Origin of the sequence: Pseudaquidulcibacter saccharophilus (genome assembly GCF_019455445.1) — a bacterium.
Classification (GTDB): domain Bacteria; phylum Pseudomonadota; class Alphaproteobacteria; order Caulobacterales; family Aquidulcibacteraceae; genus Pseudaquidulcibacter; species Pseudaquidulcibacter saccharophilus.
The window spans coordinates 92797-107701 of record NZ_JAHWUS010000001.1 but is presented as its reverse complement, the minus strand read 5'-3'; the positions used below and the strand labels follow the sequence as shown (position 1 = coordinate 107701).

The following is a 14905-nucleotide window of genomic DNA, read 5'->3' as shown; positions in this document are numbered from 1 at the left end:
TGCCCGCTTAATTCCTAAAATATAACTTAATTACTCGTGGTAGGAATAACATAAAATGAATAGCACCAAAAATATTAAGCCTGAGTATAAGGAATTAAAAATTTCAGATATTCCTGATGGAAAGGGTATTGTGGTTGATATTTATCCAGAAGACCGTCTGATTTCTGTGATTATAACCCGGGTGGGGGAACAGATAAGTGGGTTTCATAATATTTGCTCGCACGCCGGTTGGCGTCTTGATACGGATGATGGAGTTCTTCTTTTTGATGATGCCGGCGACATCATTTGTTCGGGGCATTGTGCGGCATTTTCAGGGAAAGATGGAAGTTTTTTGGGTGGTCCTGGAAAAGGTAAGCCATTGCGGAAATACCCTCTTGTAATTGAAGGTGAAACCATAATAGTTAGATGATATGGAAAATACCAGCCACATAGCCACGACAATTAGCTTGCGCGAGGTGATGATTATCCTCTCGGCGGCGGCGATTATTGTGCCACTATTTTACCGCTTTAAAATTTCACCGATTATTGGTTATATTTTGTGCGGGATTATGCTTGGACCATATGGTCTTGGCTCTTATTCAAAAGACTATCCTTTTTTAGCGCCTCTAACAATCAAAGACCCAAATACAATCCATACCATGGCGGAATTGGGGGTTATGTTCCTGCTCTTTGCCATTGGCCTTGAATTATCATTTGAGCGTTTGAAAAAAATGCGCAAACTGATTTTTACTTTGGGTGGTCTGCAGGTTTTTGGCTGCGCCTTGGGCATATTCCTAATTTCGTGGCAAGTTTTTGGGGTTTCTGCAACTGCATCGGCTATTTTGGGCGTTGCGCTTTCAATGTCTTCAACTGCAATCGTGATGCAGGTTTTGTCTGATAAAAAGCGCTTAAATACCCCAGAGGGGCGGGCCGGTTTTGGCATATTGTTGTTTCAAGATATTATCGTAATCCCGTTAATGTTCGCTTTGCCATTTTTGGCGCCAACTAAATTGGGTCTTGGATTTTTTCCATTAATAAAGGCTTTGGCAATATCAACTGTTGCAATCGTAGCGGTGATTTTTATTGGTCGGATTATTTTGCGCCCCATTTTCAAAATGGCTTCGGCCATCGAAAGCACCGAAGTTTTCATGGCAGCAAGTATTCTGGTGGTTATCCTAACTGGTCTTGCGACATCTGCGGCAGGGTTATCGATGACATTGGGTGCTTTTTTGGCGGGATTATTGCTTGCCGAAACAGAATATCGACGTGAGGTTGAGGCAACCATACAACCGTTCAAAGGTTTATTGCTTGGGGTGTTCTTGGTTTCTGTCGGTATGGGGGTAAATGTCGCAAAAATTATTGAATCACCATTTTTAACTATTGGTTCTGCGCTACTTTTGATTGGCGTAAAGGCGGCAATTATTGCGGCCATCGGCCCATATATGGGGTTAAAAACCCGCAATGCGATTTATGCCGGTCTTTTGCTAGGTGGCGCAGGGGAATTCGCGTTCGTTTTGATTGGCATCGCAAAAACCTATTATATTGTTGGTCCACGTTCTAGTGACTTTGCGCTTACGGTGGCGGCTTTATCAATGTGTATTGTTCCCGTTCTTTCTGAAATTTTGGAAGCAATTAAACCAAAACCTAAAAGCCCCGGAAGTGAAATTGAAAAAGCCTCTAGTGAAACACTTGGCGATGATGGGCATGTAATTGTTGCGGGGCTTGGACGTTCTGGTGAGTTGATATCAAATCTCTTACGGGCGCAAAATGTAAACTATATCGCCACCGATATTGATATTAATATGGTGACACAGGCACGGGATAATGGAATTCGTGCTTATTATGGCGATGTTTCGCGGCCTGAATTTCTTCATGCTTGTGCAATTGATCGCGCCAAGGCGGTGGTTATTTCTATTCAAAACTATTTGAATACAGTCACAATCGTAAATGCCATTCGCAAAGTTCGCCCTGATATTCCAATTGTTGCCCGCGCGCGCGATACACAACATGCTCGCAAGCTTTATGAATTAGGTGTCAGTGAGGCTGTGCCGGCAACCTTGGAATCAAGTTTGCAACTTGCAGAATCCATCATGGTTGAGGCCGGTGTGCCAATGGCGCACATTTTGGTGGCAATCCATACCAAGCGTGCCGAATTACGTGATGAGATTTTGGATGCCGCAACCTCAACCACGCCGTCAGAGCGGATGCGAAGAATAAAAGATAGTCGTGAAGGTTAGTTTAAATTATAACCAAGGTGTAAGGGTTTTGCGCTTTTCTTGATAGCGTTCAATTTCTACTTTGTGTGTCAGGCTATCGGCAATATCATCAAGACCAAGTAAAAGCGCGCGCTTCATGCTTGGCTCAATTTCAAAATGATATTCTTTGCCAGATGGCGCGGTAACGGTTTGGGTTTCCAAATCGACGTCAAAACGGAAATTGTGCCCTTTGGCATCTTGCATTAATTCATCAACTTGGGCTTGTGGCAATTTGATTGGCAAAATGCCGTTTTTAAAGCAATTATTATAAAAAATATCGGCAAAAGATGGTGCAATAACGCAACGAATGCCAAAATCCAACAATGCCCAAGGGGCGTGTTCGCGTGAAGAGCCACAGCCAAAATTATCGCCCGCCACAATCATTTTTGTGCCTTTATAACGTTCTTGATTAAGAACGAAATCAGGTTTTGGATTGCCATTTTCGTCAAAGCGAAAATCATAAAACAAGCCATTGCCCAACCCCTTACGCTCAATAGTGGTGAGGAATTGTTTTGGAATAATTTGGTCGGTATCAATATTCGCCAAATTAAGAGGTGCGGCATGGGTTGAAAGATGGGTAAAGGCTTCCATTTTTATCTCTTATTTAATCATTGATTTTGTAAGTTTGTCGTGGGCACGGATTGATTGCACCAATTCTTCAAGTTCATCAAAACGAACCATATTTGGCCCGTCTGATGGCGCATTGTCAGGATCTGGATGCGATTCGATAAATATCATTGCCACGCCAACTGCTGCTGCTGCGCGTGCAAGATATGGAACCATTGTACGATCACCGCCAGAGGAATCACCTTTGCCGCCTGGTTGTTGCACGCTGTGGGTGGCATCAAAAACAACTGGCGCGCCAATTTTACCCATTATTGGTAAAGCGCGGAAATCGGTAACAAGAGTGTTGTAGCCAAAACTAACGCCACGTTCAGTAACCAAAACATTTGGGTTGCCGCTATCGGTGATTTTTTTTACCACATTTGCCATGTCCCAAGGGGCAAGGAATTGACCCTTTTTAACATTGATGGTTTTGCCGGTTTTTGCCGCCGCAACCAACAAGTCTGTTTGGCGGCACAAAAACGCCGGAATTTGCATAACATCGACATGTGGGGCAACGATTTGGCACTGCTCCTCATTATGGATATCAGTAAGGGTTAAAAGGCCAAGCTTTTCACGAATTTCATCAAAAACTTCGAGAGATTTCTCAAGCCCAAGACCACGTTTTCCACCGATTGAAGAACGGTTCGCTTTGTCAAAACTGGTTTTATAGATGAAATCAGCGCCGATTTTTGCGAACATTTCTTTTAGGAATTGCGCGGTTTCAAGCGCATGTTCACGGCTTTCCATTTGGCATGGGCCACAGATAAAACTGATGGGAAGGTCATTACCAACCGCAATTTGTGCTGCACCATCACCGATTTTTACTATTTTATTTGCTTCTGACATTTTGATACCTCAAGAGCCCATATAGTGCCAATCAAAAGCTATTGCAAAAAAATTTATGCACAATCTGCAGGAAAAAAAGAGGAAGACCCCGCATTATTCATGCGGGGTCAGTTTTTTAGAAGGGGAATTTATATTTTAGAATTTGTAATTAACGCCCATGTAGAATGTGCGGCCTGCGCCTGGGATTTTCTGCCCGATTGCAAGATTGCCACCCAATGCAGCGTCATTAACGCGGTTAATGCCAGACAAATGGTCATAATAGAATTTGTCAAACACGTTCTCGACACCAAAGTTTAAACCTGCATTTTCATTTAATTTCAAACGACCGCGCAGATTTACCAAAGTATAAGATGGGGTAACTTGTTCGCCATTATATGCCGAAACCTTGTCTTGTTTTGCGACCATTTTGGTTTCTAGCATTGCTTCTATATGTTTGCTGTCATATTTTACCCCTGCAATCCCACGAAGTGGTGACAGACGGTAAAGGTTGTCGTTATGGGTGGTATCTTCACCATGAACGTATGATGCCGCACCAAATAATGCCCAATTATCAGTTAAGGCATAATCAGCAGAGAATTCAGCACCATAAATTTCGGCGTCAATATTCTGGAATTTAAGTGTTGCACCAGGTGTAGCAGTCATGGCAACACCTTGAATATAATCACTTACTTTATTGTAGAATACGCTTGGATTTAGTTTTAAATTGCCAAGCGTGATATAAGCATCCGCAGAAATTTGGCGCGAAGTTTCAGAATCTAAATCCTGATTACCCATATAGTTTCTTCCATCAGCAGAGCCGTATGTTGCAGATGGCTTATAAAGATATAGTTCGACGATACTTGGCGCACGCATTTTTTGTGCTGCCATAAATTCGAATACCAGTGCATCGACCACATGCCATCTTAGACCCGCACTTAGTTCATAATTGTCAAAAGTACGCTCGTGATTAGTGCCATTGAAAGCCGGAAGGTATGGGGCGTCCGACATCATGCTTTTAGTAATATCATGAGTGTCGGCTTTGATATTATCATAACGAACGCCGAATTTTGCGTGAATGTGTTGGTTTAATTTACCATCAAGTTCGGCAAAAACCCCATAACGGTCACGTGATGCTTCGTTGAAAGATTGTGAAATCATGCCATTGGCAATGTTTTGCATATAAACATCAAAATCATTCAAGTGCCCATCAGAGCCAATTTTTAGGTTAAAGGCAGAAAGCGGCATATCTAGGCTTACGAAATAGCCGTTATCGGTACTGGTTGCCGGTGCATTCATGCGGCTTGTAGTGTTATATGTGCGCATGCCATAATTATCCATAATGTGATCAATGTCATTATGGAAAATGCGGGCAGTTAGTTTGCCAAATGAATAGTCTCCGATTAAGCCAATACGGTAAGTTTCGGCGTGGTCATATACCATATCCATTGCAAGTGCAGGTGTGCCAACATTTCGGGAATCATCACCACCTGCGCCAAAGCCGATTTGACCGATTGGTGTCAAAAACTCGCCTTCGAATTTGTAATGGTTCATTTTATAACCAGTTACGCTGGCGGTGCCGCCTTTATATTCAAGGTCGCCGCCATTTTGAAAACCACCAGATAGGCGGAATGCCGCTTTTGCAAAACCAAGGTTTAGGCCAAGGTCGCCATTTGTGCCGCGATTGGCATCAGAATAATTAAAGTTTAAATCGCCTGATAATTCTTCTTTATCGCCTGAGGCAAATTCAGGAGACTTTGTATTAACGGTAATGGTTCCGGCAATTGAATCACCGCTGTCCGCAATAGAGGTCGCGCCATTGGCAATTGAAATTGCGCCAATGTCATTTGTTCCAACATAATGGAATGGTGGGTCCATATGGTTAGGGCAGGCAGGAACAATTTCCACACCATCAATACGAACCTTTACACGGTCTTGTGAAAGGCCACGAAGCTGTATCAAACCAGTTTGTGCACCATGGCGAATAATTGCAACGCCTTTTTGGTTTTCAATTAATGCCCCCGCATCGCGTGCGCCGTCATTTTCAATCGGATTACCGGCAACTACATTAAGTGTCGGTAAAACAGGTTTTGACGCGGTGACCACAACCACGGTCGTATCTTTGTCTGTATTTGCTAAATCATCTGCAAAACTTAAGGCTGGCATAAGCATCAATGCAAACGAAACACTATATAAAAGTTTGGATTTCATAATTCCCCTCCAGAAGAACCCAAAGAACTAGATTTAATGGGTGCTTTAATCTTCTGGGTGGGACGTTAAATTGGACATTTTGTCCAACCCGCAAATTATAATGTACTTATAATTTCGGTGAATCCTTTGTTTATAATGACTTTAGCTGCGACAATATGCTTATTCAAATTGACCGCATATTATTTGTTTGCAAGTTTTTTGGCGAAATTTTCGAATGCATATTCGGCATCATCCCATGTCCATTTATATCTGGTCATTGGATCCATTGTTGAATAATATTGATAATCAACAGTTTTAATTACTTTTCCGCTATTGTCATAAAGCGTACCTTTAAGGTTTGCGCCGCCAATGCCAAAGCTTTGGAATGAAAGGCCGCCAACTTTACCCATTTCTTCGAATGTTGGTCTATTTGCTGTCGCGTCAACAATTTCAACATCAATCTTTGCCGCATCTTTGCCCACGAGTGGATAGGTTTCTTTGATGATTAAATCTTCCAAAGTTTCTTTTTCGCGATTACCGTAGCGGTCATCGATTTTCTTTTGCATATCTTTTGAATATGTGAAATTATATTTCGCTTTTATCTCGTTATTTTGTGCAACCGGTTCAGCCATTGCCACGCTAAAAGATCCGAAAGCAATTGCACCAAAAACAAATGAAGCTGTTGCCAAAGTAGGAATTTTTTTCATCGTATTCTCCATTGGTTGAAGCATATTGTGCCATCAAAACATATTTTGGCAAATTAAAACCAGTTCATGTCTTTTAGGCTTTTTACAAAGCTGCGGCTTATTGGGGCTTTGACTTGATTTTTAAGAATAAAATATTTTTTGCCATATTCGTTTTCGTTACTCTCTACTGCCATTTTGGCAACCCACCAAGATCGGTGGCATTGCGTACCCTCGATACCCTCTAATTCTTTTATGGCATCATAAAGCCGCATTAATAACAAAAACTCACCGCTAGAAGTGTAAAAACGTAAATAGTGATCTTCGGATTTTATTGCATAAATCTCGGCATTGCGGAATTTTGGTTCAAAGCGATTATAAATCTCCGGTCTCTTATTTTCTGAAACTTCCAAAATATTGTTTAAGCCATGGCTTTGCATAGGTTTTTGATAAAGCAAAACATGGATAATGGTAATAAAAAGTGAGACTATAAAAACCGGCATTAACAGGTAAAAATAATTATTGAAATCAAAAGCCTTTCTTTGAAAATATGATGTTGAAAGACTAATGCAGGCGTCAATCAAAAGGGTCATAATCGCAATATATATAATGTGATAAGCGATAGGTCGATTAATAAGGAATTTAACCCTATCAAGGGCAAAGCCGACCAAAATTGCAATAATATAGCCAAGGGTAATTGAAACAAACCAATATGCAATTCGTTTCATTAGTGGAAAGTAAGAAGTTCCAAATGCCCCCGAAAATCCAAGCAGCATGATTATTGCAAATCCGACAAGCAAATATTGTGCAACGCTGTTTTTAAGTGAAAGACTTTTGACGTTTAAAAATTGCAATAAAAACCCCAATAATTATAAGGTATTTGTGTTATCCGTAAGTTCTTTTGACATGATAATAGGCAAAAATAAAGTTTCGCTTTGCGCATTAGGCAGTTGTTGCAATTTTTTTGCAAACTATGTGCAGTTTCGACCAAAGTAAGCGCGATTAAGTATTGATAATGAGACAGTTCAATCTTATAAGCCCCGTAATTAAGTCTTGTGGCAAAGTGTCGCGAGGGTTTAATTGTGCCGACATTGTTTGCGCTCTGCGGCATTTGTTTTTGAAAACTAAAAATAAAGAATGGTTCCATGAATATTCACGAGTATCAAGCCAAAGAAGTGCTGGCAAAATATGGGGTGCCGGTTCCTAAGGGTTACCCCGCATTCTCCGTCGAAGAAGCTATTCAGGCCGCTGAAAAGCTTGCCAAAGAACAAGGGTGTGATTTCTGGGTTGTAAAAGCGCAAATTCACGCTGGTGGTCGCGGTAAAGGTAAATTCAAAGAATTGCCTGCCGATGCCAAAGGTGGTGTTCGCCTTTGCCCAAAAATTGAAATGGTTGGACCAAATGCCACAGAAATGCTTGGCAATACATTGGTTACTGTCCAAACTGGCCCTGCTGGTAAAGAGGTAAAGCGCCTTTATATTTCAGAAGGTGCAAATATTGACAAAGAATTCTATCTTTCATTACTTGTAGATCGTGGCACTGGTCGCGTGGCATTTGTGGTTTCACAAGCCGGCGGTATGGAAATTGAACAAGTTGCGCACGATACACCTGAAGCAATCACAACTGTTGTGGTTGATCCTGATACTGGTGTTACTGCTGATGATGTTGCTGCAATTGTTAAATGTCTTGATTTAACTGGTGATTTAGCTGCACAAGTTAAGCCGCTTGCAGAAAATCTTTATGCTGCATTTGTTGGCACAGATATGTCAATGCTCGAAATCAACCCGTTGATTATCGACAAAGATAAAAATGCGCTGGTTTGCCTTGATGCAAAAGTTTCATTCGACCCGAACGCACATTTCCGTCACCCTGAATGGAACGAAATGCGCGACTTAACCGAAGAAGACGAAAAAGAAATCGAAGCGTCAAAATATGACCTTGCTTATATCGCTTTGGATGGCACAATTGGTTGTATGGTAAATGGTGCAGGTCTTGCGATGGCAACCATGGACATCATCAAACTTTATGGCGAAGAGCCTGCTAACTTCCTTGACGTTGGTGGCGGTGCATCGCGCGAAAAAGTTACTGCTGCATTCAAAATCATTACTTCTGACCCTGCTGTAAAAGGTATTTTGGTAAATATCTTTGGTGGCATCATGCGTTGCGATATTATCGCAGAGGGTGTTGTTGCAGCGGTTAAAGATGTTGGCCTTAAAGTTCCTTTGGTGGTTCGTCTTGAAGGTACAAATGTTGAAGCCGGCAAGAAAATCATTTCTGAATCTGGTCTAAATGTTATCCCTGCGGATGACCTTGCAGACGCGGCACAGAAAATCGTTAAAGCTGTGAAAGGTGTATAATAATGTCTATCTTAATTAACAAAGACACCAAAGTTATCTGCCAAGGTTTCACTGGCAAAAACGGTACTTTCCACTCTGAGCAAGCGATTGCTTATGGCACACAAATGGTTGGCGGCGTAAGCCCTGGTAAAGGTGGTCAAACCCATCTTGGTTTGCCTGTATTCAATTCTGTTGCCGAAGCAAAAGACGCAACTGGTGCTGATGCAACCGTGATTTACGTTCCACCTCCTGGTGCAGCGGCTGCTATCATCGAGGCGATTGACGCGGAAATCCCGCTAATCACCTGTATCACAGAGGGTATTCCTGTTCTTGATATGGTGAAAGTTAAGGCGAAATTGGAAAAGTCAAAATCTCGTTTGATTGGTCCAAACTGCCCTGGCGTTTTGACCCCTGATGAATGCAAAATCGGCATTATGCCTGGTTCAATCTTCAAAAAAGGTTCTGTGGGCGTGCTTTCACGTTCTGGTACACTTACTTATGAAGCAGTGTTCCAAACTTCTAATGCTGGTCTTGGCCAAACAACTGCGGTTGGTATTGGTGGTGACCCTGTAAAGGGAACCGAATTTATCGACATTTTGGAAATGTTCCTTGCTGACCCTGCAACCGAATCTATCATCATGATTGGTGAAATCGGCGGTTCTGCGGAAGAAGATGCGGCACAATTCCTTATCGATGAAGCGAAAAAAGGCCGTAAAAAGCCAATGGCTGGCTTTATCGCTGGTCGTACTGCTCCTCCGGGACGTCGTATGGGCCATGCGGGTGCGATTATTTCTGGCGGCAAAGGCGGTGCAGAAGATAAAATCGCGGCAATGGAAGAAGCGGGTATCAAAGTTGCACCATCTCCTGCGGCTTTGGGCTCAACCCTTCTTGAAGTATTAGGTAAATAATTATTAAGGCGCAGGTGTTAAAACCTGCGCCATTAATTAATATTAGGAATTCAGGGAAGAATTTTATGAGTGATGCGGGTCGAAGTGCGCAAAATCAGGCACTTCTGGCAACTTCCTTTTTAGATGCAGGAAGCAGCCTTTATTTAGAAAGCCAATATGAACAATGGCTAGAGAACCCTAATAGCGTAGATAAATCGTGGGCGGATTATTTTAACGGTCTCAAGGACACGCCTCATAAAACTTCACCTTCGTGGGCGCGTAAGGACTGGCCAGTTATTCAGGCGACAGAAAACCTTGCAATGCTTGACGGTAATTGGGCGGCAATTGAAGATAAGATTGCCAAGAAAATTGCTGCAAAGCCTGCGAAAAATGGCGCCGCACCTTCGACAGAAGAAGTGTTGCAGGCAACCAAAGATTCATTAAAAGCGCTTATGATGATCCGAGCATATCGCGCCCGTGGTCACTTGGCGGCAAATCTTGACCCACTTGGTCTAAACGATTTCCGTGAGCCACAGCCAGAACTTGATCCGGCAACTTATGGCTTCACTGCGGCGGATTATGATCGCCCAATTTTCATCGATAAAATCATTGGCTCGATGGAATATGCAACAGTTCGCCAAATGCTTGACATTTTGGGTCGTACTTATTGCTCTACCCTTGGTCTTGAATATATGCACATTTCCAATCCTGAGGAACGCGCATGGCTGCAAGAGCGTATGGAAGGCCCTGATAAGGGTGTTTCATTTACCCCAGAGGGTAAAAAGGCAATTTTGCAAAAAATTATCGAAGCCCAAGGCTTTGAGCAATTTGTTCACAAACGCTATCCGGGTACAAAACGTTTCGGCCTTGATGGCGGTGAGGCGTTAATCCCTGCGATGGAACAAATCATCAAGCGCGGTGGCAATCTTGGCATGGAAGATATGGTTCTTGGTATGCCGCACCGTGGTCGTTTGAACGTTCTTTCTGCGGTTATGGGTAAGCCATATCACGTTATTTTCCACGAATTCCGTGGCGGTTCTGCGACACCTGATGATGTTGCGGGTTCGGGTGACGTTAAATATCACATGGGTGCATCTTCTGACCGTTCGTTTGATGGCAATAATGTTCACCTTTCACTTGCGCCAAACCCTTCACACCTTGAAATCGTGAACCCTGTGGTTCTTGGCAAGGTGCGTGCAAAAATGATGCAAAAGCCGGTCGATCGTCCTGAACAATTCCGCAAAGTTATGCCGGTATTGCTTCACGGTGATGCGGCATTCGCGGGTCAAGGTGTGGTTGCCGAATGTTTTGCAATCACAATGATTAAAGGTCACCGTACAGGTGGTACACTTCACTTTATCGTGAACAACCAAATTGGTTTCACCACTGCGCCGCGCTTCTCACGTTCAACGCCTTATCCTTCTGATGTGGCATTGATGGTGCAGGCGCCAATTTTCCACGTTAATGGTGATGATCCAGAGGCGGTGGTTTATGCGGCAAAGGTTGCAACCGAATATCGCCAAAAATTCGCAAAGGACGTGGTAATCGATATGTTCTGTTACCGTCGTTATGGTCACAATGAGGGTGATGACCCAACAATGACCAACCCGATTATGTATAATCGCATCAAAGATCAGCCGCCAACATTGGATATTTATGCCAAACGCCTGATTGCTGAGGGTCTTGTAACCCAAGAAGAAGTTGACAAAATGTATGCCGATTTTGCAACCTTCCTTGATGCTGAATTTGAGGCTGGCAAAACCTATAAACCGCAAAAAGCCGATTGGCTTGACGGCGTGTGGCAAGGTCTTGGCCTTCCAGAAGACGAAGATCGCAAAGGCGAAAAAGAAGTTTCTGCGGAAAAAGTAAAAGAGCTTGGTCTAAAAATCACTGAAATTCCAAAAGATTTCAACATCCATAAAACTGTTGAACGCGTGGTAAAAGCCCGCCGTGACGCAATTGAAACCGGTGAGAATATCGATTGGGCATTGGGTGAACACCTTGCATTTGCATCACTTCTTGACGAAGGTTTCCCAATCCGCCTTGCGGGTCAGGATTCTTGCCGTGGTACATTCTCACAACGTCACAGCCACTTTATCGATCAGGTAACTGAAAACCGCTATACCCCGCTAAATAACATTGGTGCAGGGCAGGCGGAATACGAAGTTATCGATTCGGCATTATCTGAAGAAGCGGTTCTTGGCTATGAATACGGTTTCTCACTTGGTTCGCCAAATACTCTTTCCCTTTGGGAAGGTCAGTTTGGTGACTTTGCCAACGGTGCACAGGTGGTGATTGACCAATTTATTTCATCGGGTGAACGCAAATGGTTGCGTATGTCGGGCTTGGTAATGTTATTGCCACACGGCTATGAGGGTCAGGGTCCTGAACACTCATCAGCACGCCTTGAACGTTATCTGCAACTATGCGCGGAAGATAATATGCAGGTTGTAAATTGTACAACCCCGGCAAACTATTTCCACGTATTGCGTCGCCAAATTCACCGTAAATTCCGTAAACCACTTGTTATTATGACGCCAAAATCATTATTGCGCCATAAAAAGTGCGTTTCATCAATTGCGGACTTTGGCCCTGGTTCTTCTTTCCACCGCGTATTGTGGGATGATGCCGAAATCAAAAAAGGCTCAACCATCGCATTAAAAGCGGACAAAGATATTAAACGCGTTGTTCTATGCTCTGGTAAAGTTTATTATGACTTGCTTGATGCCCGTGAAGCACGCGGTCGCGATGATATTTATATCCTTCGCGTTGAGCAATTCTATCCATTCCCTGCGCGTTCATTAATTAATGAATTATCACGCTTTAAAAACGCGGAAATGGTTTGGTGCCAAGAAGAGCCGAAAAATATGGGCGGCTGGTCATTTATGGAACCAAATCTTGAATGGGTCTTGAATAAGGTCGAAGCGAAATATGGTCGCGCCCGTTATGCCGGTCGTCCTGCATCTGCATCGACTGCGGCGGGCTTAATGTCTAAACACACAAAAGAATTAGAAAATTTCCTTTCGGAAGCATTGGATTAAGAGGATAAAATGGTTGATATTCTTACCCCTGCACTTGGTGAATCAGTTTCCGAGGCAACAATTGCAAAATGGTCTAAAAAAGCTGGTGAAGCTGTAAAGAAAAACGAATTATTGGTTGAACTTGAAACCGATAAAGTAACCCTAGAAGTTTTTGCTGAGGCTGATGGTGTTTTATCTGCCATCCTTAAGCCAGAAGGTGAAAACGTGGTTCCGGGTGATGTTTTGGGTCAAATCGAGGCGGGCGCTGCGGCATCTGCATCGGCTGCGCCTGCTGCTGCACCAGTTGCAGAAGCACCAAAGGCGGCTGCACCTGCACCTGCTGCTGGTCATGCACCTATGCCATCTGCGGCAGTTATTCTTGAAGGTGCGGGCATTAACCCTGCATCGGTTTCTGGCACTGGTAAAGACGGTCGTGTGACCAAGGGTGACGCTTTGGCGGCGGCATCTGCACCGGCTGCACCTGCTGCGCCGGCTGCTGCACCACGTGCAACTGGTCCTCGTGAAGAGCGCGTGAAAATGACTCGCCTTCGCCAAACCATTGCAAAACGCCTTAAAGATGCGCAAAACACCGCTGCAATGCTTACCACCTATAATGAGGTGGACATGTCTGGCGTTATGGGCGCACGCAACAAATACAAAGACATCTTTGAGAAAAAACACGGCACAAAACTTGGCTTCATGTCATTCTTTGTGAAGGCGGTTGTTACCGCGCTTAAAGACGTTCCTGCGGTTAATGCGGAAATCGACGGCACCGACATCATCTATAAAAACTATTATGACATCGGCGTTGCGGTTGGTACTGACAAGGGTCTTGTTGTTCCTGTGGTTCGCAATTGTGATGAGCTTTCATTGGCCGGCATCGAAAAAGCAATCGCGGGTTACGGCAAAAAGGCACGTGACGGCGCACTTACTATGGAAGATATGCAAGGCGGCACGTTCACCATTTCAAACGGTGGTGTGTATGGCTCTTTGATGTCATCACCAATTTTGAATGCACCGCAATCAGGTATTTTGGGCATGCACAAAATCCAAGACCGCGTAATGGTTGAAAACGGTCAAATGGTAATTCGCCCAATGATGTATCTTGCGCTTTCATACGATCACCGCATCGTTGACGGTAAAGAGGCGGTTACATTCTTGGTTCGTGTAAAAGAATGTTTGGAAAACCCTGAACGTATCTTACTCGAAATCTAGTTTTTTACCCAAAAGTTTAAGCTAAGCAAGCTAATTAACCCCCGTGAGGCAACTTGCGGGGGTCGTTTTTTGTTTGAATGTATCTTAATTACGATAGATAAATTGCTACAAACAAAATTTCCAATTTTGAGAACGTTATTTAATTGGAATATTTACTTATTGGCTACCCAAGCTTAAACGTTAAACCACTATTAGGTAAAGGGATGTTACTAGCTGGATTAACCCCTTTCGTGATTCTCAACTCATCAAGTAATTTTACTGCATCAAAAGAAGAGCCAATTAATAATTCTGATTCAGGCCTAGGTCTTTCAACTTCTTTTGCTCTGTATACTATTAACTTAGCCCCTTCTTTAGATGCTCTTATAGCTAGAGCTCTTATATAATATAAATTAAACTGAGCTTCGGACAATGTATTTGCGGCTGTTATCGGAACTTTAGCTAAAGTAAACCCACCACCTCTTGGATTTCTTCTTTTGTGCTGCGTAAGTAATAAACCTTGATTATTCAATTGCATTGCTAGCCAGTCGTCGTTATGAAGTTCTGCTGCCAATCTAGTCAAATTCGGCCATTCATGGACGCCGTGCTCATTTAAATAACTACTAATATATATACTCATATCAGAAATATCCAAATCAATTTCGGACAGCATCAAATTACGAGTTTCTGTATCTAAGTTTAGGTATGATAAGCCCATATTCCACTCCAATAATTATAAGTGGTTATAGTGATTAACGATTCTTTATGGGTGTAAAGTATTTTTATCAATACCCCCATTCAAATCCATTATTGACAATGTGTAACAGCGATTATTTTTATAAAAATAAATATAAATCAATTGGTTAAGTCGATTATTGATGCATATTTTTGCATCGCCCAAAATGTTGACATTTGTTGACATTCCCCAAATTAACA

At 42.9% G+C, this 14905-nt stretch carries 12 protein-coding genes; 6 read left to right on the top strand and 6 right to left on the bottom strand.

What is annotated here, in order from left to right; genetic code table 11:
* Window positions 1–55: 55 nt before the first annotated feature.
* Entirely contained in the window at window positions 56–409 is a 354-nt protein-coding gene (locus KXV15_RS00435; protein ID WP_240006184.1) for a Rieske (2Fe-2S) protein, read from the top strand.
* Window position 410: 1 nt separating this feature from the next.
* Window positions 411–2216, top strand: coding sequence for a cation:proton antiporter domain-containing protein (locus tag KXV15_RS00430; protein WP_240006183.1), 1806 nt, complete (start codon window positions 411–413; stop codon window positions 2214–2216).
* A 6-nt stretch (window positions 2217–2222) separates the two neighbouring features.
* Here the strand turns inward: KXV15_RS00430 and leuD are convergent, their stop codons facing one another.
* The 5 genes from leuD to KXV15_RS00405 all read right to left on the bottom strand — a co-directional run bounded on the left by leuD (window position 2223) and on the right by KXV15_RS00405 (window position 7389).
* Window positions 2223–2825 (bottom strand): 3-isopropylmalate dehydratase small subunit, encoded by a 603-nt coding sequence (leuD, locus tag KXV15_RS00425; RefSeq protein ID WP_240006182.1) that lies wholly within the window; start codon window positions 2823–2825, stop codon window positions 2223–2225.
* Between the two features lie 9 nt (window positions 2826–2834).
* The gene (gene kdsA / locus KXV15_RS00420; protein WP_240006181.1) at window positions 2835–3686 is read right to left on the bottom strand and encodes a 3-deoxy-8-phosphooctulonate synthase; all 852 of its coding nucleotides are present in this window, start codon (window positions 3684–3686) and stop codon (window positions 2835–2837) included.
* 135 nt (window positions 3687–3821) lie between these two features.
* Window positions 3822–5873, bottom strand: coding sequence for a TonB-dependent receptor (locus KXV15_RS00415; RefSeq protein ID WP_240006180.1), 2052 nt, complete (start codon window positions 5871–5873; stop codon window positions 3822–3824).
* 179 nt (window positions 5874–6052) lie between these two features.
* Window positions 6053–6559, bottom strand: coding sequence for a hypothetical protein (locus KXV15_RS00410; protein ID WP_240006179.1), 507 nt, complete (start codon window positions 6557–6559; stop codon window positions 6053–6055).
* A 53-nt stretch (window positions 6560–6612) separates the two neighbouring features.
* Window positions 6613–7389, bottom strand: coding sequence for a LytTR family DNA-binding domain-containing protein (locus KXV15_RS00405; protein ID WP_240006178.1), 777 nt, complete (start codon window positions 7387–7389; stop codon window positions 6613–6615).
* Window positions 7390–7680: 291 nt separating this feature from the next.
* Between KXV15_RS00405 and sucC the strand changes: the two genes are divergently transcribed.
* The 4 genes from sucC (at window position 7681) to odhB (ending at window position 13993) form a co-directional block, all read left to right on the top strand.
* Window positions 7681–8892 (top strand): ADP-forming succinate--CoA ligase subunit beta, encoded by a 1212-nt coding sequence (gene sucC / locus KXV15_RS00400; RefSeq protein ID WP_240006177.1) that lies wholly within the window; start codon window positions 7681–7683, stop codon window positions 8890–8892.
* Window positions 8893–8894: 2 nt separating this feature from the next.
* Window positions 8895–9779: a succinate--CoA ligase subunit alpha gene (gene sucD, locus KXV15_RS00395; RefSeq protein WP_240006176.1), complete on the top strand. Its 885-nt coding sequence runs from the start codon at window positions 8895–8897 to the stop codon at window positions 9777–9779.
* A gap of 65 nt (window positions 9780–9844) precedes the next feature.
* On the top strand, window positions 9845–12799 hold the full coding sequence (locus KXV15_RS00390; protein ID WP_240006175.1) for a 2-oxoglutarate dehydrogenase E1 component: 2955 nt from the start codon (window positions 9845–9847) through the stop codon (window positions 12797–12799).
* Between the two features lie 9 nt (window positions 12800–12808).
* Window positions 12809–13993 (top strand): 2-oxoglutarate dehydrogenase complex dihydrolipoyllysine-residue succinyltransferase, encoded by a 1185-nt coding sequence (gene odhB / locus KXV15_RS00385; RefSeq protein WP_240006174.1) that lies wholly within the window; start codon window positions 12809–12811, stop codon window positions 13991–13993.
* Between the two features lie 163 nt (window positions 13994–14156).
* On the opposite strand, the gene KXV15_RS00380 is transcribed toward odhB, so the two are convergent.
* The gene (locus tag KXV15_RS00380; RefSeq protein ID WP_240006173.1) at window positions 14157–14687 is read right to left on the bottom strand and encodes a hypothetical protein; all 531 of its coding nucleotides are present in this window, start codon (window positions 14685–14687) and stop codon (window positions 14157–14159) included.
* Window positions 14688–14905: the final 218 nt, after the last annotated feature.